This window comes from Streptomyces sp. V3I8 (genome assembly GCF_030817535.1).
Taxonomy (GTDB): domain Bacteria; phylum Actinomycetota; class Actinomycetes; order Streptomycetales; family Streptomycetaceae; genus Streptomyces.
Genome location: NZ_JAUSZL010000002.1, coordinates 5,468,015 through 5,494,475 on the forward strand (window position 1 = coordinate 5,468,015; position 26,461 = coordinate 5,494,475).

22 protein-coding genes and 2 tRNA genes are annotated in these 26,461 nt (G+C 73.1%); 8 read left to right on the plus strand and 16 right to left on the minus strand.

Annotated features, from left to right (window positions below):
• Position 1 precedes the first annotated feature (1 nt).
• Positions 2 to 1,804, minus strand: coding sequence for a putative bifunctional diguanylate cyclase/phosphodiesterase (locus tag QFZ75_RS24380; RefSeq protein WP_373466059.1), 1,803 nt, complete (start codon positions 1,802 to 1,804; stop codon positions 2 to 4).
• A 783-nt stretch (positions 1,805 to 2,587) separates the two neighbouring features.
• On the opposite strand from QFZ75_RS24380, the gene QFZ75_RS24385 reads away from it, so the two are divergent.
• Positions 2,588 to 3,835, plus strand: coding sequence for a M6 family metalloprotease domain-containing protein (locus QFZ75_RS24385; RefSeq protein ID WP_373465935.1), 1,248 nt, complete (start codon positions 2,588 to 2,590; stop codon positions 3,833 to 3,835).
• Between the two features lie 50 nt (positions 3,836 to 3,885).
• Here the strand turns inward: QFZ75_RS24385 and QFZ75_RS24390 are convergent.
• The 7 genes from QFZ75_RS24390 to QFZ75_RS24420 form a co-directional block, all read right to left on the minus strand.
• A tRNA-Lys gene (locus QFZ75_RS24390) sits at positions 3,886 to 3,959 on the minus strand.
• Entirely contained in the window at positions 3,950 to 4,666 is a 717-nt protein-coding gene (locus QFZ75_RS24395) for a bifunctional DNA primase/polymerase (protein WP_307540126.1), read from the minus strand. The genes QFZ75_RS24390 and QFZ75_RS24395 overlap by 10 nt, the downstream gene beginning before the upstream one ends.
• 114 nt (positions 4,667 to 4,780) lie before the next feature.
• Positions 4,781 to 5,146: a hypothetical protein gene (locus tag QFZ75_RS24400; RefSeq protein ID WP_307540127.1), complete on the minus strand. Its 366-nt coding sequence runs from the start codon at positions 5,144 to 5,146 to the stop codon at positions 4,781 to 4,783.
• 109 nt (positions 5,147 to 5,255) lie between these two features.
• Positions 5,256 to 6,590: an AAA domain-containing protein gene (locus QFZ75_RS24405; protein ID WP_307544747.1), complete on the minus strand. Its 1,335-nt coding sequence runs from the start codon at positions 6,588 to 6,590 to the stop codon at positions 5,256 to 5,258.
• 8 nt (positions 6,591 to 6,598) lie between these two features.
• Complete coding sequence (locus QFZ75_RS24410; protein WP_307540128.1) at positions 6,599 to 8,272, minus strand: hypothetical protein; 1,674 nt, start codon at positions 8,270 to 8,272, stop codon at positions 6,599 to 6,601.
• Positions 8,263 to 9,543: a hypothetical protein gene (locus tag QFZ75_RS24415; protein ID WP_307540130.1), complete on the minus strand. Its 1,281-nt coding sequence runs from the start codon at positions 9,541 to 9,543 to the stop codon at positions 8,263 to 8,265. Before QFZ75_RS24415 ends, QFZ75_RS24410 begins: the two co-directional genes overlap by 10 nt.
• Entirely contained in the window at positions 9,467 to 10,450 is a 984-nt protein-coding gene (locus QFZ75_RS24420; RefSeq protein ID WP_307540131.1) for a phosphatase PAP2 family protein, read from the minus strand. The genes QFZ75_RS24415 and QFZ75_RS24420 overlap by 77 nt, the downstream gene beginning before the upstream one ends.
• Before the next feature lie 215 nt (positions 10,451 to 10,665).
• On the opposite strand from QFZ75_RS24420, the gene QFZ75_RS24425 reads away from it, so the two are divergent.
• Complete coding sequence (locus QFZ75_RS24425; protein WP_307540133.1) at positions 10,666 to 11,262, plus strand: histidine phosphatase family protein; 597 nt, start codon at positions 10,666 to 10,668, stop codon at positions 11,260 to 11,262.
• Between the two features lie 91 nt (positions 11,263 to 11,353).
• Here the strand turns inward: QFZ75_RS24425 and QFZ75_RS24430 are convergent, their stop codons facing one another.
• Positions 11,354 to 12,823 (minus strand): hypothetical protein, encoded by a 1,470-nt coding sequence (locus QFZ75_RS24430; protein ID WP_307540134.1) that lies wholly within the window; start codon positions 12,821 to 12,823, stop codon positions 11,354 to 11,356.
• 262 nt (positions 12,824 to 13,085) lie between these two features.
• On the opposite strand from QFZ75_RS24430, the gene QFZ75_RS24435 reads away from it, so the two are divergent.
• Positions 13,086 to 13,523, plus strand: coding sequence for a hypothetical protein (locus QFZ75_RS24435; RefSeq protein ID WP_373465936.1), 438 nt, complete (start codon positions 13,086 to 13,088; stop codon positions 13,521 to 13,523).
• Positions 13,524 to 13,665: 142 nt separating this feature from the next.
• Positions 13,666 to 14,541, plus strand: coding sequence for a spermidine synthase (locus QFZ75_RS24440; RefSeq protein WP_307540135.1), 876 nt, complete (start codon positions 13,666 to 13,668; stop codon positions 14,539 to 14,541).
• Positions 14,542 to 14,564: 23 nt separating this feature from the next.
• On the opposite strand, the gene QFZ75_RS24445 is transcribed toward QFZ75_RS24440, so the two are convergent.
• Positions 14,565 to 15,116, minus strand: a complete 552-nt coding sequence (locus QFZ75_RS24445; protein ID WP_307540137.1) for a hypothetical protein — start codon at positions 15,114 to 15,116, stop codon at positions 14,565 to 14,567.
• Positions 15,117 to 15,226: 110 nt separating this feature from the next.
• Between QFZ75_RS24445 and QFZ75_RS24450 the strand changes: the two genes are divergently transcribed.
• From QFZ75_RS24450 to QFZ75_RS24460, 3 genes are all read left to right on the plus strand, one after another.
• On the plus strand, positions 15,227 to 15,943 hold the full coding sequence (locus QFZ75_RS24450; RefSeq protein ID WP_307540138.1) for a response regulator transcription factor: 717 nt from the start codon (positions 15,227 to 15,229) through the stop codon (positions 15,941 to 15,943).
• Entirely contained in the window at positions 15,940 to 17,379 is a 1,440-nt protein-coding gene (locus tag QFZ75_RS24455) for a HAMP domain-containing sensor histidine kinase (RefSeq protein ID WP_307540139.1), read from the plus strand. The genes QFZ75_RS24450 and QFZ75_RS24455 overlap by 4 nt, the downstream gene beginning before the upstream one ends.
• Positions 17,380 to 17,480: 101 nt before the next feature.
• Complete coding sequence (locus tag QFZ75_RS24460) at positions 17,481 to 18,968, plus strand: cellulose binding domain-containing protein (RefSeq protein ID WP_307540141.1); 1,488 nt, start codon at positions 17,481 to 17,483, stop codon at positions 18,966 to 18,968.
• A 170-nt stretch (positions 18,969 to 19,138) separates the two neighbouring features.
• Here QFZ75_RS24460 and QFZ75_RS24465 read toward each other — a convergent pair whose 3' ends face one another.
• The 4 genes from QFZ75_RS24465 to QFZ75_RS24480 all read right to left on the minus strand — a co-directional run bounded on the left by QFZ75_RS24465 (position 19,139) and on the right by QFZ75_RS24480 (position 23,990).
• The gene (locus QFZ75_RS24465; protein WP_307540143.1) at positions 19,139 to 20,569 is read right to left on the minus strand and encodes a GH1 family beta-glucosidase; all 1,431 of its coding nucleotides are present in this window, start codon (positions 20,567 to 20,569) and stop codon (positions 19,139 to 19,141) included.
• A gap of 159 nt (positions 20,570 to 20,728) precedes the next feature.
• Positions 20,729 to 21,646, minus strand: a complete 918-nt coding sequence (locus tag QFZ75_RS24470; RefSeq protein ID WP_307540145.1) for a carbohydrate ABC transporter permease — start codon at positions 21,644 to 21,646, stop codon at positions 20,729 to 20,731.
• Complete coding sequence (locus tag QFZ75_RS24475) at positions 21,643 to 22,671, minus strand: carbohydrate ABC transporter permease (RefSeq protein ID WP_307540147.1); 1,029 nt, start codon at positions 22,669 to 22,671, stop codon at positions 21,643 to 21,645. Before QFZ75_RS24475 ends, QFZ75_RS24470 begins: the two co-directional genes overlap by 4 nt.
• Positions 22,668 to 23,990, minus strand: a complete 1,323-nt coding sequence (locus QFZ75_RS24480; RefSeq protein WP_307540149.1) for an ABC transporter substrate-binding protein — start codon at positions 23,988 to 23,990, stop codon at positions 22,668 to 22,670. The genes QFZ75_RS24475 and QFZ75_RS24480 overlap by 4 nt, the downstream gene beginning before the upstream one ends.
• A 450-nt stretch (positions 23,991 to 24,440) precedes the next feature.
• Here QFZ75_RS24480 and QFZ75_RS24485 point away from each other — a divergent pair, with 450 nt between their 5' ends.
• On the plus strand, positions 24,441 to 25,496 hold the full coding sequence (locus QFZ75_RS24485) for a LacI family DNA-binding transcriptional regulator (protein ID WP_307540151.1): 1,056 nt from the start codon (positions 24,441 to 24,443) through the stop codon (positions 25,494 to 25,496).
• Positions 25,497 to 25,603: 107 nt separating this feature from the next.
• Here the strand turns inward: QFZ75_RS24485 and QFZ75_RS24490 are convergent.
• A tRNA-His gene (locus QFZ75_RS24490) sits at positions 25,604 to 25,676 on the minus strand.
• A 107-nt stretch (positions 25,677 to 25,783) separates the two neighbouring features.
• Positions 25,784 to 26,386, minus strand: coding sequence for an oligoribonuclease (gene orn, locus QFZ75_RS24495; protein ID WP_307540153.1), 603 nt, complete (start codon positions 26,384 to 26,386; stop codon positions 25,784 to 25,786).
• Between the last annotated feature and the right edge of the window lie 75 nt (positions 26,387 to 26,461).

A 26,461-nucleotide genomic window follows, 5' to 3' on the forward strand; every position in this document is an offset into this window, starting at 1 on the left:
CCTACGGGCGGGCCGCCGCCGTCAGGAGCGCGGAGATGCGGTCCGGGGCCACCGGGCGGGAGTACAGCCACCCCTGCCCGGTGTCGCAGCCGATGCGCCGCAGGCGGGTCGCCTGGCCCGCCGTCTCCACGCACTCGGCGGTGACGGTGAGGCCGAGCCGGTGCGCGAGCTGGATCATCGCCTCGACGACGACCTCGTCGGCCGGGTTGGGCGGCGCGCCCACGCCGTCACCGCCCACGCCCGCGCCGTCGCCGCTCTCGTACTGGAAGCCCCGTACGAACGAGCCGTCGAGCTTCAGCACCGACACCGGCAGCCGGCTGAGGTAGGCGAGGTTCGAGTAGCCCGTGCCGAAGTCGTCGATGGCGATGCCCACGCCCATGTCGCTGAGCGCCTGCAGGGCCTGGAGCGGCCGGCCCGCGGAGCCCATCACCGCGGACTCGGTGAGCTCCAGCTGCAACAGGTGCGGGGCGAGCCCGGTCTCCGCGAGGATCGCCGCCACGTCGGAGACCAGGTCGGAGTCCCAGACCTGCCGCACCGCCACGTTGACGCTGACGAAGATCGGCTCGGCGTCCGGGTGGTCCAGCTGCCACCGGCGCGCCTGCCGGCAGGCGGTCGCCAGCACCCAGCGGCCGAGCTGCACGATCGACCCGTCCTCCTCGGCAAGTCCGATGAACCGATTCGGCGTCAGTGTGCCGAACTGAGGATGGTTCCATCGCACCAGCGCCTCGACGCCGCGCAGCACCCCGTCCTCCATGCACACCAGCGGCTGGTACTCCAGCGTGAACTCCCCGCGCTCGACGGCGGGGCGCAGCGTGGAGGACAGCGCCTGCCGGGTCATGCGGTGCGCGTTGCGCTCGGGGTCGAACAGCGTCCAGCGGCCTTTGCCGTCCGCCTTCGCCCAGTACAGCGTGGTGTCGGCGGCCTGCATCAGACCGGTCGCGGTGGTACCGGCCGCGTGCCGCTCGACCACACCGATCGACGCCGAGACCGACAGCCGCTGCCCCGAGAGGTCGAAGGGCACCTGCAGGGACTTCAGTACGGAGCCGGCGAGCTCGGCGAGCTGCTCGGTGCCCGTCGAGTCCTCGACCAGCAGGGCGAACTCGTCGCCGCCGAGCCGGGCGACCAGGGGGGTGGCCGTTCTCGCGTACCCGGCCTCGTTGGCGCAGCGCGTCAGCCGCTCGGCGACGGCCGCGAGCAGCCGGTCGCCGACACGGTGGCCGAGCGTGTCGTTGACCGCCTTGAACCCGTCGAGATCCAGGTAGCACAGCCCGATGCGGCCGGTGCCCGACTCCTCGTACGCCTCCGCCTCCAGGGCGGCCGACAGCCGCTCGAAGAACAGGGTGCGGTTGGGCAGCCGGGTCACCGGGTCGTGCATCTGAAGGTGCCGCAGCCGGGCCTGGAGCTCCCGGCGCCCGCTGATGTCGGAGACCGAGATCAGCACCGCCCGCTCCTCCTCGGGCAGCGGACTGACGGTCACCTGCGCCCACAGCGAGTGACCGTCGGGATGCTTGAGACGCCGGGTGCAGCGGAGCCTGGCCTGCCGGCCGCGCAGCACCTCGCGGTACGCGTGCCAGGTGCGGGCGTCGGTGGCGAGGTCCACCAGGTCGGCGGCGATCCGCCCGGTCAGGCTGTTCCCGCCGGAACCCGTGCCGAGCAGCGCGGCCAGGGTGTCGTTGGCCGTGACGACCCGGCCCTCGCGGTCCACGACGGCCATCGCGAGGGGGGCCGCGGCGAAGGTGGCCCGAAAGGTACGGGGGCCGGTCTCCGCGCCGGACTCCGTGCCGGACTCCGCGCGCGCCGGGATTCCGGTCGGGCCGCCGGGCGGGCCGGTGGCCGAGAGCCGCGCCGGCAGCCCCGCCGCCAGACCGACCGGGAACTCGGCCGAAAGGGCGACCGGAAGCCCGGTCGTGAGGTCGACCGGGGGGTCGATCAAGGGGTCTGCCAGGGGCTCGACCCGTCGGGCCCGCTCCTCAGGAGAAGGGGTCCCGGCGCGAGGAGAGGTGGCAATCTGACTCTCTGTGACGGCCGACCGAACGAGGTCTGCCGTGGGCGCCTGCCCATCGGACGTTCCGCTCACCGTTCGCTCCCGCTGTGCACTCGTTCGTCGTACAGGTCTCGTCGGGGGTCGGCCGGTGGTGGACGGCCGCTCCAGCCGTGTCCGCGCAGGAAAGTGTGCCGATCATAGAGGCTGGCTGTTAGCCCTTCCAGCTACTGCCCAGTGTCCCGGAAGGGCACCCCTTTCTGACAGATCGTTTCTGCCCGCACCTGGACAGGTTCCTTCACCGGCAGATCACTTGTGACGTTCTGTGAGTACTCGGGGTGTCGGCGCGTCCAGGCGCCCCCCCTGGTGCTCCCCGATGTGCTCGGTCGGATGTCGGCACGCTCACTCCTTTGGATCAGATAAACAGGGCACGGAGGAACAAAACGGCACAGGCTGGGTGCGGTATCCCGAATTCCGCATCCGGAGGTCGACGTGCCGCGTCCGCTGCCCCTCGGGGGGCTCACCCGTGGCGGGGTCCGGTCCCGTCGGCGCGCCCCGGGACGGCGCGGGTGCGGATGGCGCGGCTGCGCGGCCGTCCTCACCTCGTTGACGGCCCTCGCCGCCACGTCGCTGATCGCACCCCCGGTCGCCGTGCCGCTGTCGATGCCGTGCGCGCTGAAGCGGACCGAGGTCCACCACTCGGAGGGCCTGGACACCTGGAACGCTGCCTATCCGCGCCCCGTCCGCCGGCTGGACGCGGTGATGGTGTTCCTCTCTTTCCCGGACGCCGAGCCGCTGACCCGTCCCGCCGAGCTGACGGCCGACTACTTCCCCGCGACCAGCCGCTTCTTCGAACAGGCCTCCTACGGCAAGTTCCGGCTGCGCCTGCACCCGCTGCGCGAATGGATCCGGATGCCGAGGGCCTCGACGGCGTACGCCATACGGCGCGACTGGCACGCGGCGGCGCGCTCCGCCTATCTGCGGGACGCCCTCGCGGCGGCGGACCGCCGGGTCGACTTCTCCCGCTACGACATCGTCTACTTCGTCGCCGATCCCGACGCCCCCGGGGTCGACTCCGACGCGACGAAGGTGGTGAACCTGGAGATGCCGCTGCGGGCCGACGGGACGGACATCCACCGGGTTGTCACGGTGTTCGAGAAGCATCCGCCGGACCGGCTGGTCCTGGCCCACGAGACCGGGCACGTCTTCGACCTGCCCGACCTCTACCACCGGCCCGTCGACGGCAAGGGCGACTGGGACACGCACGTCGGCGACTGGGATCTCATGGGCAGCCAGTTCGGGCTCGCCCCGGACCTCTTCGGCTGGCACAAGTGGAAGCTGGGGTGGCTGGAACCGCGCCAGGTGGCGTGCGTACGGGGTGCGGGCCGCCGGGGCGCGCGGCTGACGCTCGAGCCGCTGGCGGCGGGGCCCGGGGCGGTCGCGGCGGGTGCGGAACCCGCCGGGCGGGCGGGCGCGCCCGGGGGCGGGTCCGACTGGGCGGGGTCCGGGTCGGACGGCGGGACGAAGCTGGCGGTGGTGCGGACGGCGCGGGACCGTGTCGTGGCCCTGGAGGTGCGGGGGCCGGCCGGCAACGACCGGGCGGCCTGCGCGCAGGGCGTCCTCGTCTACCGCGTGCGCGGCGGGGCGGAGTCCGGCCGCGGGCCGATCGAGGTCGTCGACGCGCACCCCGGGTCCGGCGGCTGCTGGGACGACTCGGTCTACGGCCCGCTCGCGGACGCGCCGGTCGGCGTCGGGGAGAGCTTCACCGTGCCCGGCGAGGGCGTACGCGTCGAGGTGCACGACCGGACGGCTTCGGGGGCGTGGACGGTGACGGTGTCGACGGACGCGTCATGACACCGCATGCGAAAAGCCCCCCGCTTGCGCGAGGGGCTCTCCACCGTCTGTGCGCCGCCAGGGACTCGAACCCCGGACCCGCTGATTAAGAGTCAGCTGCTCTAACCAACTGAGCTAGCGGCGCCTGCTGACGTCGTAGACTTTAGCACCCTGATCGGCGGGAGGAAAAATCGATATCGGCGCCGCGGGGGAGGGCGTCGACAGCCGCCGCCGGGCCGCTGACCTGGCCGCCCGCACCGCCGCCCAGAGCATGACCTCCGGACCGGGCAGCCAGGGTTCCCGGGTGTCGGGGGCGACGAGCCAGCGGGAGTCCAGCTGGGTGCCGGGAACCGCCTGCGTCGGGGCGGGGACCGTCACCGCGTCGCCGGTGCCGTGGCACAGGAGCGCCGGGATGGCCCGGCCGCGGTCCGAGCCGCCGCCCGAGCCGCGCTCCTCCCAGGCCAGGAGCGTGGGCAGGCGCTGGGCCGTGCCCGGCGCGGCGAACAGCAGTATCCGGCCCCGGTGGGCGGCCACGGGGCCCGAGCCGGGGCCCTCGTCCCAGAGCCGGTCGAGCATGAGGCGGCCGAAGACGGCGGGCGCGTTGACGACGTCGAAGGTGGAGCCGCAGGCCAGGACGGCCGGGGCGGTGGGCCGGTCCTCCCACAGGAGGCGGGTGCTGCGTGGATACGTTCCCGCCGACGCGAGCCAGGCCGCGCCCTCGGGGGTGACCCCGGTGACCTCCGGGGCGCCGAGTGCGTCGAACGGGTTCGGGAGCGCCTCGGCGGTGTGGGTGTCGCCGACGGTTCCGGAGCAGTGGGGGGCGTTGCTTGCCAGGTTCCGATCGATGCTCATGGCATTCAGATCTACCCGTGGTGAACAAGTGATTCCACAGAGTTGCCGATATCCGGGACAGGGGAGGACGGGGTGGAGTATCTTGCCCGCCTGGCATATGCCAGACATGGTTTCTCAGGCCGGATCCGCGTACCCCTCCGCGTCGGCCCCCCGCAGCAGCTCCCGCCCGAACTCGACCATCTTCTTCGCGTAGTCCTCGGTCCACTCGGCCCGCGCGGCGATCTCCGCGCCGGTGAGCCGGTCGAACCGGCGGGGATCGGCGAGCTGGGCCGCGGCCATCGCCTGGAACTCCACCGCCCGGTCGGTCGCCGCACGGAACGCGTGCGTCAGCTCCGTGGCCCGCGCCAGCAGCGCCCGCGGATCGTCGATCGACTCCAGGTCGAAGAAGTGCTCCGGATCGGCGGCGGCCTCCGCGGGCTCGAAGAGCAGCGGCGCGGGGCGAAGCCGCGGCTCGTTCCGACGCGGCGTGGGCTCCGCCATGACTTCTCCTCCTCGTACAGCGGTCGGCCCGTCCTTGTGGGCGGGCCACCGTCCATTGTCCCTTGACCGCGCAAGAGGGCCCCGGCGCACCGGCCGGCCCCGCGCTTCCTTACGGCTGCCACACCACCCGGTGTTCGGAGAGGTGCGACAGCACGGCGTGGTTGGCCTCCCAGCCGTCCGGGAACTTCACGGTCACCCCGAGCCGGACCGGTTCCGTGGAGGGGTGGTCGTCCAGGAGGCCGGTGACGCCGGCCCGGCAGACGACGATGCAGGCATGGCGGTGGCGCGAGGCCAGCACGCACAGCCGGCCCGTCTCCAGGTGGAAGGCCGTCGCGTCGGGGCGGCCCGACAGGGGGTGCAGGACGACGGTCACGTCGTACTCCCGCCCCTGCAGCCGGTTCGCCGTGTCCACGGTGACCTCCCGGACGCCCAGCTCGGCCAGCGCCGCCCGGACGGCCGCCGCCTGGTCGCGGTGGGCCGTGCCGACGGCGATGCGGTCGGCCGTCAGCGGGGCCGCGTCCGGGGACCGCTCCGAGGCCGCCGTGCCGCGCCGGTCCAGCAGACGGCGTACGACCAGGGCGAGGGCCCGCACCGCCTCCGGGTCCGTACGCGGAGTGTGCCGGGCGGGCAGCTCCAGCAGGCCCCAGCCCGATTCCGCCGCCTCGTCGATGACCCGGTCGGGGCCCGAACCGTCCGACGCCACCGCGAAACCGAGCCGCCGGTCGCCGTGCCCCGTGCCGCTGCGGAACGGCGTGAACGGGTAGAACGCGTCCGACACCAGCGGCGCCGCCGAGGCGGGCAGCCGCCAGGAGACGGGCAGCCGGTGCTGCGGCAGCTCCGGATTGTGGGCGAGGAGCGTCGTCACGGCCGAGGCCGAGGGGTCGTACGACAGACCCGCCCACTGCTCCGAACCGACGATCGCGAACGGGTCCAGCTGGCCCGGATCGCCCACGAACAGTGCCCGCTCGAACAGCCCCGCCACCGCGAGCAGCGCGTCCGAGCGCATCTGGTACGCCTCGTCGACGATCGCGTGCCGCCACGGCTCGACCCCCTTGACGTGCGCCCACTTCGCGGCCGTCGAGATCACCACGTCGAGCCCGGCCAGGTCGCCCGCCTTGGCGGACTTGCGGACGTTCGCGAGCCCGTCGAGCGCCTTGTCGTACGGGTCGGAGTCGCTGCTGTGCAGCCGGCCGACGGGCAGCTCCGGGTCCTTCTCGGCGAGCCGCAGCACCAGGTCGTCCACCTGCGCGTTCGTCTGCGCGATGACCATCAGCGGGCGTCCCGCGGCGGCCAGTTCGAGCGCGGCCCGCACGACGAGCGTGGACTTGCCCGCGCCGGGCGGCGAGTCGACCACGACCCCGCGGTGCGCCCCGTGCAGGGTGTCGCGCAGGATCGCGTCGGTGGCGCGGCCGGCCTCGGCCCCCGGGTCGGACACGGTGGTCACGGGGCTGCTCACAGCACGTCCTCCTCGGTCACGGCGTCGGGCCGCGGCACGGCGTCGGCCTCCCCGGGCGGCCCGCCGTGCGTCCACGGCGTGTTCTCCGGGTCGGGCAGCTTCGCACCGCCCCGCTGCTCGTGCTCGAAGAGCGTGAAGCAGAGCCGGTCGCCCTTCTCCGGCACGGACCCGGGCTCCGGCTCCTTGCCGCGCCCCATCTTGTCGAGGACGCGCAGCACGACGAGCGTGCCGCCGCCGGGACCCGACCCGGGTCCGGAAGAGCCCGTGGGGCCCGGCGGGGCGTCCTCGTCGAGAACGCCGGCCGAACCGTCCCCCTCGTACCCCACGAACTCGGCGGCCTGCGGTTTCCCGCCGAGCGAGCGGTAGACCCTCACCCGCTCGCCCAGGTGCGGGGTGTCGTCCGTGCGCACGGTCACCAGGGGGCGCGGGCTCGGCCGCTTCCCCTCGCCGTACGCCATCACGACATCGGTGACCTCACCCGCGAACGCCTCGCCCGCCAGCCGCCGCCCGGCCATCACCAGCGGGTCGTCGAGGGCCTCCTGCGCCTCCAGCCGGGCCTGTTCGCGCTCGCGCGTGGCGAGTTTGTTCGCCGCCGTGACCGCGTCGTCGCGGCGCGGCTGCGGGGGTTCGCCGGCCAGGACCCGGTCGCGGTGGCCGGTGAACGACCAGCGGTCGCGGGTCCACCTCTCGGCCGCGCGCGGTCCCTCGGGCAGCGCCCGCAGCAGGTCCAGTCCGTGCCACACGGCGTCCCAGGTGGGGCGGGTGCGGCTCGCCACCAGCTCGCGGATGTGCCGTTCGGCGGCGGTGAGTTCACCGAGCCGGTCGTCCGCCTCGACCCCGTCCTCGGCGGCCGCGAGCGCCGTACGCGCGCGGTCGTAGCGCTCGATGGCGGGCGCGAGCAGCCTGTTGTCGAACGCCGGGTCGGTGGCGGGGCCCGCGGGCGGGCAGACGAGCTGCCCCTGGGGGTCCCGCAGCAACTCGGCGCGCAGCGCCGCCTCGGCGCCGGACCCGCCCTCCGGGGGGTCGATCCAGGCGAGCAGCGCCCCCAGGTGCTGGTCCTCCAGCGTGGACTGGCCGGTGGCCCAGTGCCGGGACAGGGCGTCCGTGAGGGCGATCAGGAGCGACGAGCCCGGGACCCGCGCGCGCTCCCCGTAGTGCGTGAGCCACCGCCCGAGCAGCGGGACGCGCGGGGGCGCCGGGTACGGGGTCTGCGGGTCCTGCTCGGCGGTGCGCCTGAAGCGCATGGAGCGGCCGAGCAGCCGTACGAGATCGATGCCGGCGCGGCTCGGGACGATCAACTGGGCTGCGTCCGCGCAGAGTTCGACCTCCACCTTGACGCGTTTGCCGGTCTGGGGGTCGGTCTCGTTGCGCTCGGCGGCCTCCACGTCCTCGGCGTGGGCGTCGATGTACGGCAGGACGATGTCCGCCAGCTCGGCGAGGAACGCGAACCTCAGGTCGCGGTCCCGGGGCTGGGGCACGACGAGCAGACGGGGCTCGGCGCGGTCCGTGCCGATCAGGGCGCCCAGGGGGGCGCCGGCCTCTCCCGCCGTGGTGAGGGGGACGAGGACCAGGGGACGGTCGGCGAGGTGGCGGTGGCGGACGGTGGCGAGGGGCTGGGCCCTGCCGGTGTCCACGGCCTCCAGTTTCGCGAGGGTGGCGATCAGGGACACGTCGCCTCCGACCGGGGGGAGTGCTCCGCGGTTCGCCGCGCGGGCTGTGGCGCGTCGGCCGCGGCGCCGCCGTGGCCGGTCGCGCCGTTCCCCGTGCCCCCTGCGGCGCCGTTGTCTGCGCCACCTGCGGGGCTCGGGGTGCCCAGCGCTTCCGCTCTGAGGGCGGCTGCTCTGCGCAGGGCTGCCACCGTGGGGTCCTCCGGGTCGCCGGAGGTGCCCCGGGCCGCCGACAGGACGTCGTCCACCGTCGCCAGGGCGCCGAGCTCCGCCCGCAGGGAGCGGCCCAGGGCGGTCACCGCCCGTTCCGCGCGGGAGCGGGCGCGGCAGTGGAAGGCCAGTTCGCAGGCCGAGAGGCACTCGGGGGCGTAGGTCGCCGGGACCGACTCCACCGCGGCCGTCAGGTCGGCGGGCGGGAGGTCGGGGGCGAAGCAGGTGCCCTCGGGCAGCGCGTCGGCGATGTCCTCGACGCGGACGAGCCGGTCCAGCTGACGGCGGGTCACCGAGCGCTGCTTGCGCACGTCCACGGCCGACGCGGTGGGCAGGTTGGAGAAGTCCTTCGGACAGACCAGCAGCACGGTGCGCCGGACCTCGGGCGCGGGGTCGAGGCGGACCGCGACCTGCTCCAGCGCCAGGACGTACACCGCGGACTGGCGGGCCGCCGCGCCCACCTTGGCCGCGTCCGCCGAACCGTCCAGCATCGGGAAGGACTTGATCTCGACGACCGTCCAGCTCCCGTCCGGGTGCACGACCACCGCGTCCGGCTCCAGGAAGGCGGGGGAGCCCGCCACGTCCAGGGCGAGCAGCGGGTGGTCGAGGAGGGTCCAGCCGCCCGCCGCGGTCGCCTCGCGCAGGGCGAGCGCCGTACGGGCGGTGCGCCCCTCGGGGCCGACGGCGCCCAGGTCGGGGACGACGCCCGCCGCGGGCGGTTCGGCCCGCGGGTCCAGCTTCTCGTGCACGAGCCGCAGCAGCTCCGCGCCCCCGTCGGCCTTGACCCGCGCCTCGAAGGCGTTGCCCCGCATGAACGCGAACTGCGACTGCCCGAAGGCCGACGGCGAGCCCAACGCACCCGCCAGCGCCGCCTTGTCCACGCCGGCCCCGTCGAGGATCGCGCGCCGTCTGCAGCCCGGGTTCGCGGCGAGCGCCGCGAGGGCCCGTGCGTCCAGCGGCTGCGGCGGGACGTCCGGGCCGCGCAGCTCAGCGAGCCGCTGCCGGAGTCTCGTCCCCCGCGTCGGCGGGACTGGCTGCCGGTCCGGCTCCCGGCTCGGCGGCACCCGGGGTGGCTGGGACCTTGCGCTGTCGGGGAAGTCGCTCACCCGGCGAAGTCTGGCACTCCACACTGACAATTGAGGAACCTGTGCCGTGCGGGACGGCGGCGGGACCGCCGAGTGACGGGGCGTAGGGACGCATCCCGTACCGCGCCCGGAACATGTCCGCGAGCCGCAACAGCGGCCGGGTGACCAGGAATCCGACCCCCATCACGACGAACCCGGCGACCGCGTCGAGGAAGTAGTGGTTGGCGGTGCCCATCACCACGATCGTGGTGATCAGGGGGTACAGCACGCCCGCGACCTTGGTGAGCCGCGTGCCGCCGTACATCCACAGCATCACACCGCACCACAGGGCCCAGCCGCAGTGCAGACTGGGCATCGCCGCGTACTGGTTCGTCATGCCGCCGAGCCCGCGGGGCGCGCTCGCCTCGCCGCCCCACCAGCCGTAGTCGCTGTACTGGGCCATCGTGTCGACGAACCCGTGGCTCGCCGACAGCAGCCGCGGCGGGCAGGTCGGCAGCAGAGTGAAGCCGATCAGGCCCATGAACGTGGACGCCATCAGCCAGGTCCTGGCCGCCCGGTAGCGCACCGCGCGGGACCGGAACAGCCAGATCAGCACGGCGGGCGTGACCATGTAGTGCAGCGACGCGTACCAGAAGTCCGCCGGGATGCCGAGCCAGGGTTCACGGGTGAAAAGACGGTTCAGCGGGTGCTCGGCGTTGAGGAAGAAGAACTTCTCGACCCGCAGGATCGCCAGGCCGTGGTCGACGGCATGGGTCACGTCCCCGCGCGCGAGGAGCCGTCCCGCCGAGTACGCCCCGTACACCAGCAGGATCAGGGGCAGCTCGGTCCACCAGCGCAGGCGGGTACGTGGTACCGCCTTGCCGACTGGTGCATCGGTCAGCAGCATCCGATCCCTCCCCCTCCTGCTCGCCGGGCGCCAGTGCCGCGGACCAATGTACGGTCTGTGCGCCTGCTTCGTAGGAGCGCCCCCGGTGCTCAAAGACGCCGGGATCGCCCGCCGGGTTGCTCCGCGGGCCCGTGGGAGATGATGGAGTGATCCATCCCTCGTTCTTCCGCGGTTCACCCCTCCCGCCGCGCGATCCTCCCGGAAAGGCCCCCTTCATGGCACCGCGCATCCTGCTGGCCCGGCACGGACAGACGCAGTGGTCGCTGTCCGGCAAGCACACCGGCAGGACCGACATCCCGCTCCTGGACGAGGGCAGACACGGCGCGAAACTGCTCGGGGACCGCCTGCACCGGGCGCCGCTGGACGGGCTTCCCGGGGTGGAGGTCCGCACCAGTCCGCTGGTGCGCGCGCGGCAGACGTGCGAGATCGCCGGCTTCGGCGACCGCGCGGCCGACTGGGACGCGCTCATGGAGTGGGACTACGGCTCGTACGAGGGCATGACCCCGGACGAGATCCGGGCCGACCGGCCCGACTGGCTGATCTGGCGGGACGGCGTGCCCGGGGGCGAGTCCCTCGCCGAGGTCTCCGCGCGCGCGGACGAGGTGGTCGGGTGGGTCCGTTCGCAGGAGCGTGACGTACTGGTCTTCGCGCACGGTCACATCCTGCGCTCGATCGGCGCCCGCTGGCTGGGCCTCGGCATCGGTTTCGCGGCCCGCGTCCGCCTGAACCCCACCAGCCTCTCGGTCCTCGGCTGGGCCTACGGCGAGCCCGCGATCGAGACCTGGAACGACTGCGGCCACCTGACCGGGTGACCGCGGTCCGGCGTGTCCGGGTGACCGCGGTCCGGCGTGTCGGGGTGACCGCGGTCCGGCGTGTCGGGCGTGTCCGGGGTTCTCGCGGAACCTAGGCGGACCGTGGCAGCGCCCTGTGCCGGTCCAGGAAGTCCGACACCCCCGACGCGCGGCGGTGCGGCAGCAGGACCCGCGCCGTTCCCGCCAGCATCGTCCGCACCCGGGACGACTGGACCTCGTCCAGCAGGTCCAGGACGCGCAGCCCGGCCGCGGCGGCCTCGTCGGGGTGCCCGGCACGGGCCAGGTCGTCGGCGAGCTCGGCGGTGAAGAGCGCGAGGTTGCGGGTGAAGTGCGGGTCCTGGAGGCGCGTCGCCCGGTGGGCCTGGTGGGCCGCGCGCTGCCAGTCGCCCAGCGCCGACCAGCACTGGGCCTCCAGACCGGCCAGTTCGGCGTCCCCGTAGAAGCTCATCCACTCCGGGTCGGCGTCGCAGGGGCCGCGCCCGTACAGGGCCTGCGCGCGGGTCAGCGCCTGCTCGCAGCCCGTCCGGTCGGCCAGCCCCGCCCAGCCGCCCGCCTCGCGCAGCGCGAGCAGCGACAGGAGCCGGGCCGAGCCCAGCGGGCGCGCCGCGACCTGGGCGGCCTGGGCCGCCCGCACCGCCTCGCGCGGGCGGCCCGCGTCCCGGGCGAGGAAGGACGTGTTGCAGAAGGCGTGGGCCTCCAGGGCCGGGTCCAGCGCCACCCGGGCCGTCGCGAGGGCCTCCGCGTAGTGCGAGCGCGCGTCGTCGAAACGCCCCGAGTCGTGTGCCAGCCAGCCCACCGAGACGGCCAGCTCACCGGCCCCCGTGTGCAGCCGGTCGGCGGTCGCCTGCCGTGCCGCCCCGGCGTCCAGCAGGGCGTACGCGGCCCGCAGCGGAGCCGCCGCTCTGCGGTACAGCCCGTCGGCGCCGTGCCGGTCGTCCAGCAGCCGGATCCTGCGGACGGCCTCTTCCAGTGCGCCGGCCTCGGCCTCGCCGGGCCGGCGCGCGGAACGCGGCGGCGCGGCCCCGGCCGTGCCGCCGAACGCGAGCCCCCAGGGGCCCAGGGAGGCCGCCGCCACCGTGGCGGTGCCCCCGCTCATGAATGCGCGACGCTGCACGTCGCTCTCCTCGTGGTTCCGGTCGTCGACCTCGTGCGGGTCGTTCAGGTCGTGTGTCGTCGTATACGGCTCGTGCGCCCCGTCCGTCTCACGCGAGGCGTACGGAGGGCTCGTGGTGTGCGGGACCGCTGCCGGACCGGCGGCGCGCGCCCCCCGCCCGCGCACCGCCGACCGGGGCACGAACCCCAGGTCGGTCAGCGTCCGGCCGGGGAACATGTGCAGGAACACCCGCTCGTACGCGTAGTTGGGACAGCGGATCTCGCCCGCCTCGACCCGCCCGATGTAGCGCGCGTCGCAGCTGACCCGCTCGTCGATCTCCCGGGCCGCCCGCCGGACCGCCGCGGCGAACTCGCCCGGCGAGCGCCGGCCGCGCAGACGCCGGAAGGCGAGATTCGGCCGCGGCGGCCGAGGCGACGGGGACGACACGGTCACCGATGACGACGCCATGGCCGGGCCCTCTCTCACGAACCGTCGAACCAGACCGGGAACCATGCGGATCGAATCAGGTGACCGATCGGGCCGCACCTGCGTTTCCGGCGGGCACGAACGTACCCGCTGTGATGGTCCCGCCACACTGTGTTTGGCTACAAAACGGATATCTCATACCTGTTCTGCCATGAACTGCCATCCTTTGCGGCCGAGTTTCGCCGTAGCCGTTGACGCGCTGGGGCGTTGAACCGTGCGGCGTGCTCGATCGAGGAGGGGTTCCGTGGTGGAGGCCAGCATGGAGACCAGGCAGAGCGTCGACAGCTGTCCGTGGACGGTGACGTCCGGTGCCGAGCGGGGTACGGGCCCCGCGGACCCGTGCGATCTCGTCACCGTGCCTGCCCGGCAGGGGCTGGAGGCCGTCGACATCCTGCGGCGGGGCGCGCCCGCCGAGGCGGTCGGGCCCGTCCTGCACGACGACACCTGCGACACGCTCGGCTTCCTGGTGCCGCCCGGCACGGCCTCCGCCTGGGACCTCCCCGGCAGTACGTGCACGCGGACCGACGGGCGGGGGGTCCGGCCGGCGCCGGAGCCGCCCGTCGAGGGGTCGGACTGGCTGCTGCCGCCGGGGAAGGCGGACCTGGCCACGGACCCCGCGGTGCTGCGGGCGGCGCTGGGGGAGGCGGCCCGCCTCATCGAGGCCGCGGACAACTGCCGCTGAGATTCGGCCCGGGGGGGGGGCTTGCTCGGGTGCGTCGTCCGGTGTCGGTTCGTCGTGGCTGGTCGCGCAGTTCCCCGCGCCCCTCGGGGCTGCGCCCCTCGGGGCTGCGCCCCTTAAGGGCTGTGCCCCTGATAATGGGGGGATGGCCAGGGCGAAGAACAAGCGGGCGGGTGACCGGCGGGGTGGGAGCCCGGCCGTTGTCGAAGAGGTCGACGGAGGGCTGGCCGAGCTGGTGCCCGACCGGGAGCGGGCGCGGGCGTGGACGCTGCTCGTCGACGGGGCCCCGCAGTCGCACGTCGACCTGGACGACCCGGCGTACCTGGACTTCGAGTACCAGCGCCGCCTCGGCCACGTCATCGACCTGGTCGCCCCGCCGGGCAGGCCCGTGCACGCCGTGCACCTCGGCGGTGGCGCCCTCACCCTCGCCCGGTACGTCGCCGCGACCCGCCCCCGCTCCACCCAGCAGGTCGTCGAACGGGACGCGGCGCTCGTCCGGCTGGTCCGGCGCGAACTGCCGCTGGACCCCAACGCCCGGATCAGGGTGCGGTCCGCCGACGCGCGCGAGGGACTCGCGAAGGTGCCGGACGGGTGGGCGGACCTGGTCGTCGCGGACGTGTTCGGCGGGGCGCGCACACCGGCGCACCTCACGTCGGGCGAGTTCCTCACCGACGTACGCAGGGTCGTGAAGGCCGGCGGCCTGTACGCCGCCAATCTCGCCGACGGGCCGCCCCTGGCGCATCTGCGCGGTCAGATCGCGACGGCCGCCGGTGTCTTCCCCGAACTGGCCCTCGTCGCCGACCCGGCGGTCCTGCGCGGCAGACGCTTCGGCAACGCGGTCCTGGTCGCCTCGGACCGGCCCCTCCCGGTCGCGGAACTGACCCGCCGGGCGGCCTCCGACCCGCACCCGGCCAGAGTCGAACACGGCAAGCCGCTGCGGGACTTCACCGGCGGAGCCGTCCCGGTGACGGACGCGACGGCGGCGGCCTCACCGGCGCCCCCGCCGTCGGTGTTCCGGTAGCGGCGAAGCCGGAGGGCCGGCGTTCAGTAGTCGTTGATCTCGACCCGCGGCGCGGAGTCGTGCCACGTACAGAACACCGACACCCGGTCGGCCCCGGACGAGAAGTCCACCCGGATCCACGTCTGCGTCTTCCACACCTGCATCGACCACCCCGACGCGGGCGTCGCGGACACCAGCGCGGCCGACGACGTCCCGAGGTCGAAGACGGCCCGCCCGCCGTCGGTGTCGTAACTTTTCACCTCGCCGGAGGCATCCGCGCCGGGAGTGGGGCTCGCCGCCTCCGAGCGCGACGGCGACGGCGAGGCCGGGGGCGCGGCCGACGGCGAACGGCTCGCCCGCGGCGCACGGCGGCTCTCCGACGGCGAAGGCGTCGCCTCTGCCGGGGACCGGGACCGGCTCGTCGAGGACGACAGCGGCTCGACCCCCCGCGCGGTCACGTCCGCCGTGATCGGCAGCGCCCGCGGCGGATCGTAGGCCGTGCCCGTCATGACCGTGTGCACACCCCACCACGACAGCGTGACCGCCGCGCCCGTGGCGAGCGACCACGCCAGTACGTGTACGAGTCCTCTGCGCATCGCGGGCCATCCTGCCCCACGAACCCCACGCGTGTCCCGCGGGCCCGGGGCCGGGGAAGTTGTCCACAGGCCCCGGACCGGGCTCCCCCGCATGGCGTACGGTGCCGCTCATGGCAAGTGTGCTCGTGGTCGAGGACGACCAGTTCGTACGCTCCGCCCTCATCCGGCATCTGACCGAGGCCGCGCACACGGTGCGCAGTGTCGGCACGGCCCTCGAGGCGCTGCGCGAGGTCGCCCATTTCCGTTTCGACGTCGTGATCCTGGATCTCGGCCTGCCCGACCTGGACGGGTCGGAGGCGCTGAAGATGCTGCGCGGCATCACCGACGTGCCCGTGATCGTGGCGACCGCGCGGGACGACGAGACGGAGATCGTCCGGCTGCTGAACGACGGCGCGGACGACTACCTGACGAAACCCTTCTCGGTGGAGCACCTGTCGGCCCGGATGGCGGCGGTCCTGCGCCGCGCCCGGTCCTCGGCCGCGGAGCCCGCGCCCGCCCCTCAGCTGCGGGTCGGCGGCCTCGCCATCGACCCGCTGCGCCGCCAGGCCGAACTGGACGGCGTACGACTGGACCTGACCCGGCGCGAGTTCGACCTGCTGGCCTTCCTCGCCGGGCGGCCCGGTGTCGTGGTGGCCCGCAAGGAGCTGCTCGCCGAGGTGTGGCAGCAGTCCTACGGCGACGACCAGACCATCGACGTCCACCTGTCCTGGCTGCGGCGCAAGCTGGGCGAGACGGCGGCCCGGCCGCGCTACCTGCACACCCTGCGCGGGGTCGGCGTGAAGCTGGAGCCGCCGGGGCCCGCCGGGACGCCGGGACCGGCGCGATGAGATGGGCGCTGGTCAAGGTCTGCGTGGCCGTCACCACGATGGTCGTGGTGGCCTTCGCGGTCCCGCTGGGCCTGGTGATCAGGGAGATGGCGCGGGACCGGGCGTTCTCGAACGCGGAGCGGGAGGCGGCGGCCGTCGCGCCCGCCCTGTCGATCACCACCGACCGGGCCGAGCTGGAGCGGGTCGTCGTCTCGGCCGCGTCGGACGCGAGGATGGCGGTCCACATACCGGCGGGCGACCGCGCGGACACCGGCGGCGGGAAGGCTGCCGGCGGCGGGCAGCAGGCCGTCGACATCGGCAGGCAGCGCGCCACCGGCGAGGACATCGCCACCACCCGCAGACTCGGCCGGGCCTCCACCGCCGAAGTGCCCGGCGGATCCACGCTGTTGCAGCCCGTCGCGCTGAGCTCGGGCGAGATCGCGGTCGTCGAGGTGTACGTCCCCGAGTCGGAGGTCACCAACGGCGTGGGCACCGCCTGGGCCGTCCTCGCCGGGGTCGGTATCGCGCTCGTCGTGGGCTCGGTCGCGGTGGCCGACCGGCTCGGGGTGCGGATGGTGCAGCCCGCACAGCGACTGGTGGAGAGCGCGCACGAACTGGGGGAGGGGAAGCTGGGCGTGCGCGTGCCCGAGGAAGGACCGACCGAGCTGCGGCTCGCGGCCGTCGCCTTCAACTCCATGGCCGACCAGGTCGTCCAGCTGCTCGCCAACGAGCGGGAGCTGGCGGCGGACCTCTCGCACCGGCTGCGTACCCCCCTCACCGTGCTGCGGCTGAACGCGGCCTCGCTCGGTGACGGGCCGGCCGCCGAGCAGACCAGGGCCGCCGTCGCCCAGCTGGAGCGCGAGGTCGACACGATCATCCGCACGGCCCGGGAGGCCAAGCCGCAGACCGCGGCCGTCGGGGCCGGCGCCGGGTGCGACGCGGCGGAGGTCGTCCGCGAGCGCATGGACTTCTGGTCGGCGCTCGCCGAGGACGAGGGGCGCAAGGTACGGGTGGCCGGTGTCGACCGGCCCGTACGGATACCGGTGGCCCGCGCCGATCTCGTCGCCGCGCTCGACGCGCTGCTCGGGAACGTGTTCCGGCACACCGCCGAGGGCACGGCGTTCGCGGTCGACGTGCACAACGGCGAGGACGCCGTGATCGTCCTCGTCTCGGACGCGGGCCCGGGGATAGCCGACCCCGGGGCCGCGATGGCCCGCGGTCGCGGATCGGGTGCCGACGGCTCGACCGGGCTCGGGCTCGACATCGTGAGCCGGCTCGCGGAGTCGACCGGCGGGGACGTGCGCATCGGCCGCTCCGTACTGGGCGGGACCGAGGTCAGGATCTGGATCCAGCTGGACGGCCGCGAGCCCGAGCGGCGCGGCCACCGCGGATCGGTGCGACGGCGCGGACCGGCCACATTGGTCTCGACCTTTAACCGTTCCCGATCCCATCCTTAAGCGCACCCTAAGATCCTCAAGCCCTGTCCCGATCGCGGTTTTTGCCGGTTTCCGGCTCGCTAGCGTGCTGCCGCAACCCCACCTCGGAAGGCAGGCACGCGATGAGCACGCACCGGCGCATGGCCAGTGGCAGGAACAAGGCGATGGGCGCGGTGGTCGCCGCGGCCGTGGTCGGCGGCGGAGCGCTCGTGTTCACCGGGACGGCGCAGGCGGCCGGGGTCGGCGCCGCGTATACCAGGACCAGCGACTGGTCGACGGGCTACACCGCCCAGTACGTCGTGACCAACGACAGCGCCGGCGCGAAGACGGACTGGACGCTGGAGTTCGACCTGCCGTCCGGCGCCGAGCTCGGCTCGCTGTGGAACGCCGAGTCGAAGGTGAGCGGCCGGCACGTCACCGTGAAGCCCCCGTCCTGGGACGAGGACGGCCTCACCCGGGGCGAGTCGGTCACCGTCGGCTTCGTGGTGCGGGGCTCCGGCGACCCGACCGGCTGTCTCGTCGACGGCGCCACGTGCTCGGTGGACGACGGGGCGACCCCGGAGCCCACCGGTCGCCCGACGCGGACCACGACCCCGTCGCCGTCACCGGAACCGACGAAGCCCACCGCGACCCCGACGGCCACCGCGACCGCCACGGCGACCGGGAGCGCGAGCCCGGCCCCGACGCCCACCGGGACCACCGGCGGCGGCACGGCAGGCGGCGCCGGCTTCGCGCCCTACGTCGACACCTCGCTCTACCCCGCCTTCGATCTGCTCGCCCACGCGGCGGCCACCGGGGTGAAGGAGTACAACCTCGCCTTCGTCACGGACGGCGGCGGCTGTACCCCCAAGTGGGGCGGGGTCACCGACCTCGGCGGTGACGCGGTCGCCGCGCAGATCGGCGGGTTGCGGGACGGGGGCGGCGACGTCCGGGTCTCCTTCGGCGGTGCGTCCGGCTCCGAACTGGCGCTGAACTGCCCGTCGGCTGACGCCCTCGCGGCGGCGTACGGCAAGGCCGTGGACGCGTACGACCTGACGAAGGTCGACTTCGACGTGGAGGGCGGCGCGCTCCCGGACACCGCGGCGAACACCCGCAGGGCGAAGGCGATCGCGAAGCTGCAGGCCGAACACCCGGGCCTGGACGTCTCGTTCACCCTGCCCGTCATGCCGGAAGGCCTCACCCAGGACGGCGTGAGCCTGCTCGCCGACGCCAAGGCGAACGGTGTCGCCGTCGGCACGGTCAACATCATGGCGATGGACTACGGGCCGGCGTACAGCGGTGACATGGGCACCTACGCCGAGCAGGCCGCCACCGCCACCCAGGCACAGATCGAGGGAGTCCTCGGGCTCTCCGACTCCGCCGCCTGGAAGGCCGTCGCCGTCACCCCGATGATCGGCGTCAACGACGTGGCCACGGAGATCTTCACGGTCGACGACGCCACCCAGCTCGTCGCCTTCGCCCGGTCGAAGGGGCTCGGCGGGCTCTCCCTGTGGTCCGCCACCCGCGACAAGCAGTGCGCCGGCGGCACCAGGCCCACCGCCGACGCGACCTGCAGCTCGGTCCTCCAGGACGCGAACGCCTTCTCGAAGGCCTTCGCCGCCTACAAGTAGCCCCCGAACGCCCCCGTGGGAGGTCATGTCCGCGCGGGGGCCGCGCGCCCCGGCCGGCCTTCCCCCCACCCGGCCGGGGCGCGCGCAGGTACGCCGCGGGGCGCGGCACTCCCCTCACTCTGGTGCCGCGCCCCACCCCCACTCCCGCCCGTTTCCCCCGAAAGGGGTATCTACTCGACCGGGTTGACCGGCGGCAGCTCCCCGGTACGGGCCGCTTCCCGGTACCAGAGGGCGCTCGACTTCGGCGTACGGGCCTGCGTCGCGTAGTCCACGTACACCGCGCCGAAGCGCTTGTCGTAGCCGTACGCCCACTCGAAGTTGTCCATCAGGGACCACAGGAAGTAGCCGCGCACGTCCGCGCCGTCGGCGATCGCCCGGCGGACCGCGCGCAGGTGCCCGTGCAGGTACGCGATGCGCTCCGGGTCGTGGACGCGGCCGTCCGGGTCCGGCTTGTCGTCGTAGGCGGCGCCGTTCTCCGTGATGTACAGCGGCAGCCCCGGCACCTCGCGGGTGTAGCGCATGATCAGGTCCTGCAGGCCCGACGGGTCGATCGTCCAGCCCATCTCCGTGCGCTCACCGGGAGTCTGGTGGAAGGCCACGTCGTCCGCGGCCGGCCAGGGCGAGAACTCGCTCGACCCGTGGCCGTCCGCGCGCGGCCCGGACGAGTCCGCCGGGGCGGCCGCCACCAGCGTCGGCGTGTAGTAGTTCAGCCCGAGCGCGTCCAGCGGCTGCTTGATGAGGGCGAGGTCGCCGTCCCGCACGTACGACCAGTCCGTCACCGACGCGGTCGCCGTGAGCAGCGTCTGCGGGTACGCCCCGTGCAGCATCGGGCCGTGGAAGATGCCGTTGGCCAGGTCGTCGATGCGCCGGGCCGCCGCCAGGTCCGCCGGGTCCCGGGTCAGCGGCCTGACCACCGAGGAGTTGAGGCTCACCGCGATGCTGTTGCGGGCGGGCATCGCCGTGCGCAGGGCCTTGGTGGCGAGGCCGTGCGCCAGGTTGAGGTGGTGGGCCGCGCGCAGGGACGCCTCCGGGTCGGTGCGGCCGGGGGCGTGCACACCGGACGCGTAGCCGAGGAACGCGCTGCACCACGGCTCGTTGAGCGTGATCCACTGCTCGACGCGGTCGCCGAGCGCCTCGCCCACGATCTGCGCGTACTCGGCGAAGCGCAGCGCGGTGTCGCGCTCCGGCCAGCCGCCCGCGTCCTCCAGCTCCTGCGGCAGGTCCCAGTGGTAGAGGGTGAGCGCCGGCCTGATGCCGTGGGAGAGCAGCTCGTCGACCAGCCGGCGGTAGAAGTCGAGGCCGCGCTGGACGGCGGGGCCCCGGCCGGTCGGCTGCACCCGCGACCAGGACACCGAGAAGCGGTACGCGGTCAGGCCCAGGTCGGCCATCATCGCGACGTCCTCGCGGTAACGGTGGTAGTGGTCGTTGGCGATGTCGCCGGTCTCACCGCCCGCGGTCTTGCCGGGGGTGTGGCTGAAGGTGTCCCAGATCGAGGGCGTACGGCCGTCCTCCCGGACCGCCCCCTCGATCTGGTACGCGGAGGTCGCGGCGCCCCAGAGGAAAGCGGGCGGGAAGGTCACGGGCGATTCGGGCTCGGGCATGGAAGCGCTCCCATGGGAGGGGGTCGTATGAGACCGGGGATATGGAGGTCGGGGACGGGGGCGGGGCGACGACGGCTCGCCCCCGTCGGCCGGGCGCGGCCGGCCCGTGCCGCCGGGCCGGGCGCCACGGGCCGGCCCGGCGGGCGCGGGGGCGGCGGGTCAGCCCTTGATCGCGCCCTGCATGATCCCGCCCACGATCTGCTTGCCGAACAGCAGGAAGGCGATGAGCAGCGGCAGGGTGCCGAGGAGCGCGCCCGCCATGATCACCGCCTGGTCGGGGACGTAACCCGTGCCGAGCGAGTTGAGGGCGACCTGCACGGTGGGGTTCTGCTGGTTGAGCGCGATGATCGGCCACAGGAAGTCGTTCCAGGCCATCACGAACGTCAGCAGCCCGAGCACGGCCATCGCGGGCCGCGCCGCCGGAAAGACGACGTGCCACACGATGCGCAGACTGCTCGCGCCGTCGACCCGCGCCGCCTCGATCAGTTCGCTGGGCAGCGCCTGGACCAGGTACTGCCGCATGAAGAACGTACCGAAGGCGCTGACCAGGGTCGGCAGGATGACCGTCTGCAGCTGGTTGGACCAGCCCAGCTCGCTCATCCACAGGTACAGCGGTACGACCGCCAGCTGCGGCGGGATCATCATCGTGCCGATGGTCAGCAGCAGCAGGGTGTTGGAGAACCTGAACCGCAGTTTGGCGAAGGCGAACCCGGCGAGCGTGGAGAACAGGACCGTACCGACGGTGATGGTCCCGGCGACGATCGTGCTGTTGACCATCGCGGTGCCGAGGCCACCCTCCTCCCACGCGGTCTGCAGGTTCTTGAACAGGTTCCCGCCGATCCACAGCGGCGGCGGCGTCTCGGCGAGCCGCTGGTTGGTGCGCGAGGACGCGACCACCGTCCACAGCAGCGGCGCCAGCGAGACGAAGGCCAGGACGGCCAGGACGACGTACGTGACCGGCCCGCCGTGCAGTTGCTTGCCCGCGCCGAGCAGCCGGCGGCGTCCGGAGCCGTCCCGGCCGCTCTTGCGCGCCACCTCGTCCTGTGCCTGAGGAGGCGTCAGTTCACTTGTCGTCATCGTGACTTCCTCAGCCGTCGGGTGATCAGCAGGTTGACCGCGGCGACGATCAGCAGGATCAGGAACATCGTCCAGGCGATCGCGGACGCCTTGCCGAGGTTGCCGATGATCCAGCCCTGGTCGTACATGTACAGGCCGAGCGTCTGGTACTGGTGCTCGGAGCCGCCCTTGGAGCCGCTGACCCCGCCGAACAGGAGCGGTTCACCGAACAGCTGGGTGGCGCCGATCGTGGAGACGACCACCGTGAACAGGATCGTCGGCCGCAGCATCGGGATCGTCACGTGGCGGAACTGCTGCCAGCGGTTCGCGCCGTCCAGGGACGCCGACTCGTACAGGTCGGCGGGGATCGCCTGCATCGCCGCGAGGTAGATCAGGGCGTTGTAGCCGGTCCACCGCCAGATCACGATCGAGGAGACGGCGAACTGCGAACCCCAGGTGGACTCACGCCAGTTGACCGGGTCGACCCCCACGAAGTGCAGCAGCCAGTTGATCATGCCGCCGTCCCACGAGTACAGCAGGACGAACACCAGGGTCGCCGCCGCCACCGAGGTGGCGTACGGGGTGAGCATCACGACCCGCCACATGGTGGAGCCGCGCAGCTTGTAGTTGAGCAGGTGCGCGATGCCGATCGCCATGACCAGCTGCGGCACGGTCGAGATCACACCGATGGTGAAGGTGTTCTGCAGCGCCCCCCAGAAGAAGTCCGAGGAGAGCAGGTTCTCGTAGTTGTCCAGGCCCACCCAGGTCTGCTGGTCCAGGTTGGACAGCTGCACGTTGTGCAGCGAGTACCAGGCCGTGTACAGCAGCGGGACGAGCCCGAAGGCGCCGAAGAAGATGAAGAAGGGGGCGATGAACGCGTACGGCGACGCCTTCATGTCCCAGCGGTACAGCCGGCTGCGCCAGGAGCCGGGGCCGGGGGGCGGTGTACCGCGACCGTGAGCACGGCGCGCCGCGCCCGGCTGGGAGCCGGGCGCGGCGTCGGCGCTCGACGCGGAGTGCGCGAGAGCCTGCTTGGAGCTTGTCACTGGCCGAGCACGTCCTTGATCTCCTTGGAGGCCGCGTCCCAGCCCTGGTCCGGGGTCTTGCCCTTCTGCTCGACCTGCAGGATGCCGATGTCCGAGATGGCGGTGTTGATCGGCTGGTCCTTGACGCCGAAGATCTGCGTCGGGATGGTCTTGGCCGAGTCGGAGAAGATCTGCGTGATCGGCGCGTCCGAGAAGAAGGTCGTCGTGGCGGCCTGCGGCTTCAGGCTCGCGTACGCCGACGGGGTCGACGGGAAGCTCGCCTGCTTGGCGAAGACCTTCGCCTGCTGCTCGGGGGCGGTCAGCCACTTCGCCAGCGCGATGGCCTCCTTCTGGTGCTTGCCCGCCGTGGGCACACCGATGAACGAGCCGCCCCAGTTGGCCGCGGTGGGCGCCGCCGCCACGTCCCACTTGCCCTTGCCGGAGTCACCCGACTTCTCCTGGATGTAGCCCAGCATCCACGCGGGGCAGGCCACCGTCGCGAAGCCGCCGTTGGCGAAGGCCTGGTCCCACGGCTTGTCGAACTGCTTCAGCTTCGCCGACATGTCGCTGGTGGCCACCTCCATCGAGGCGTCCCAGGCCTTCTTCACCCCCGCGGACTTGTCCCAGACGACGTTGCCGTCCTTGTCGTAGTAACGCTCGCTCTCGCCACCGAGCGCCGCGTTGTAGACCGACGAGGCGGAGTCCACGAACTTGGTGCCCTTGGGCGCCTTCTTCATGTAGTCCTTGCCGACGCCGACGTACTTCGACCAGTCGCCCTTCCACTGCTCGGCGAGCTTGGCGCGGTCCGTCTCCAGACCCGCTTCCTTGAAAAGGTCCTTGCGGTAGCAGATCGCCATCGGGCCGATGTCGGTGCCGAGCGCGATGGTCTTGCCGTCCTTGGTGGTGCCCTGCGCCGTCTTCCAGTCCAGCCACTGGGACTTGTCGACGTCCTTGCCCAGGTCGACGAACTTGTCGCCCTGCGTCTGCACCGCCTCGGCGATGTTGCCGACCTCGATCGCCTGGATGTCGTCGGTACCGGAACCGGCCTGCAGACGGGTGAGCGTCTTCGGCCAGTACACGTCGGTACGGGTGGTGACGTTCTCCTTGATCGTGACGTCCGGGTTCTGCTTCATGTACTCGTCGTAGAGGCCGGCCTGCTTGTAGCCGAAGACCCCGAACGTGCCGATGGTCAGCGTGGTCTTGCCACCGCCGCTGCCACCGTCCGAGTCCGACGACCCGTCGTCCGAGTCCTCGGCGCAGCCGGCGAGCAGCCCCGTCGTCAGCGCGGCCACGGCCGCGAGGGCCATCAGCCTGCGGGACCCTCGGGTACTCGTGCGCATTGCGTCCTCCTGTTGCCTGACGTGCCGACCCCCCGGCCAACTGCGTTGTTGGGCCCGTTAGTTCATGCTGCGGCTCGGGCGGGGAACGTGCGGGATGTGTATGTGTCAGGTACTGTGGGAGCGCTCCCACAGGTGATGTGTTGAAGGTTCGTCGCTCGACGCGGGGGTGTCAAGGGAGAGGACGCAGGGAGATGTCTTCAGTTATCGGGCTGTTAACTAACACCGGCGGAGATCCGGAGAGTAGGTCCCCGACGGTTTCGGGAAGGCTTCGGGAAGGCTCCGGATCGGCCTCGGAGTGACTTCGAAGCCGGTCCCCGTAACGTCACGGCCGGGGCCGGCGGGGGAGCGCGGCCGCTGCACGCAGGCCCGTCTCGGCGGGCCCGGACCCGATCGCGACTGTTAGATTCCAGGCCAAACGCGGTGTCAACCGTGTCGGACGGGAGGCGGACCATGGCAGTCCACGGAGCGCGGAGCCGGAGCGGCGGACGGCCGACCCTCGAGGAGGTCGCCGCGCGCGCGGGTGTGGGCCGCGGCACGGTCTCCCGTGTGATCAACGGCTCCCCGCGGGTCAGCGACGCCACCCGTGCGGCCGTCGAGGCGGCGGTCGCGGAGCTCGGTTACGTGCCGAACACGGCGGCCCGTGCCCTCGCGGCCAACCGGACCGACGCGATCGCCCTGGTCGTGCCCGAGCCCGAGACCCGCTTCTTCGCCGAGCCGTACTTCTCCGACATGCTGCGGGGCGTGGGCGCGGCCCTCTCCGAGACCGAGATGCAGCTGCTGCTGATCTTCGCCGGCAGCGACCGGGAGCGGGCCCGGCTGGCCCAGTACCTGGCGGCGCACCGGGTGGACGGGGTCCTGCTGGTCTCGGTGCACGCGGACGATCCGCTGCCCGACCTGCTGTCCCAGCTGGAGATCCCGGCGGTGATCAGCGGCCGCAGGTCAGCCGACGAGACCCTGCCGTCGGTGGACTCCGACAACTTCGGCGGCGGCCGGTTCGCCGTCGAACACCTCATCGCGCAGGGCCGCCGCACCATAGCCCACCTGGCCGGACGCCTCGACGTGTTCGGTGCCCAGCGCCGCGTCGACGGCTACCGCGCGGCACTGCGCGACGCGGGCCACGAGATCGACGAACGTCTGATCGTGCCGGGGGACTTCACCGAGGAGGGCGGCCGGCGCGCGATGACGGAACTGCTCGCGGTGCGCCCGGACGTCGACGCGGTCTTCGCCGGGTCGGACGTGATGGCGGCCGGCGCCCGGCAGGTGCTGCGCGAGGCGGGCCTGCGCATACCCGACGACGTGGCCCTCGTCGGCTACGACGACTCGGCCATCGCCCGCCACATGGACCCGCCCCTGACGAGTGTGCGCCAGCCGATCGAGGGCATGGGCCGCGCGATGCTCGACCTGCTGCTGGACGAGATCGCCGACCGCCGCCCGGCGGCCTCCCGCGGCCTGGAGCGGCGGCAGGTGGTCCTGCCCACCGAGCTGGTCGCCCGGCAGTCGTCGTAGGACCGGCCGCGCGGGGCGGGGGCCGCGGGCTACGGCCCGTCGATCCGTCGGTTCGGAAAGCACCAGAGGGCCGAACCGCTTCCGCGGTTCGGCCCTCTGTACATCAGGGTGAGTGACGGGACTTGAACCCGCGACTTCCTGGACCACAACCAGGTGCTCTACCAGCTGAGCTACACCCACCATGACCGGCGATCCTGCGTGTGGTTCACCTTGTGTGGTTCACCGACCGGCCGAGGAAAAGTGTACAGGGTCCGAAGGGGTGCTCGCTCCCGGCTTCCTGGCGTGCGTCACCCCGCGGGCAGGACGTGCTTCGAGGCGATGGTCCGTGCCGTGTCCGAGTCGGGGCCAGGCTGGGGCACGAAGATCGCCTCGCGGTAGTAGCGCAGCTCGGCGATCGACTCGCGGATGTCCGCCAGCGCCCGGTGGTTGCCGTTCTTGTCGGGGCTGTTGAAGTACGCCCGCGGGTACCAGCGGCGCGCCAGCTCCTTCACGGACGAGACGTCGACGATCCGGTAGTGGAGGTAGCCCTCCAGGGCCGGCATGTCCCGCAGCAGGAAGCCGCGGTCGGTGCCCACCGAGTTCCCGCACAGCGGGGCCTTGCCCGGTTCCTTGACGTGCTCGCGGATGTAGGAGAGGACCTCCTCCTCCGCGGCCGCCAGGGTCGTGCCCGCGGCCAGCTCGTCGAGGAGACCGGAGGACGTGTGCATCGTGCGCACCACCTCCGGCATCGTCTCCAGCGCGGCGTCCGGCGGACGGATCACGATGTCCACCCCCTCGCCGAGCACGTTGAGCTCCGAGTCGGTCACCAGCGCGGCCACCTCGATGAGCGCGTCCTCCGACAGCGAGAGACCGGTCATCTCGCAGTCGATCCACACCATGCGATCGTTCATGGGGTTCACCCTACGGCCCGCTTCCCCACCGGGGCAGGCCCGGGACCTCGGCAGTCGTGGCCGAGAGGCCCAGGC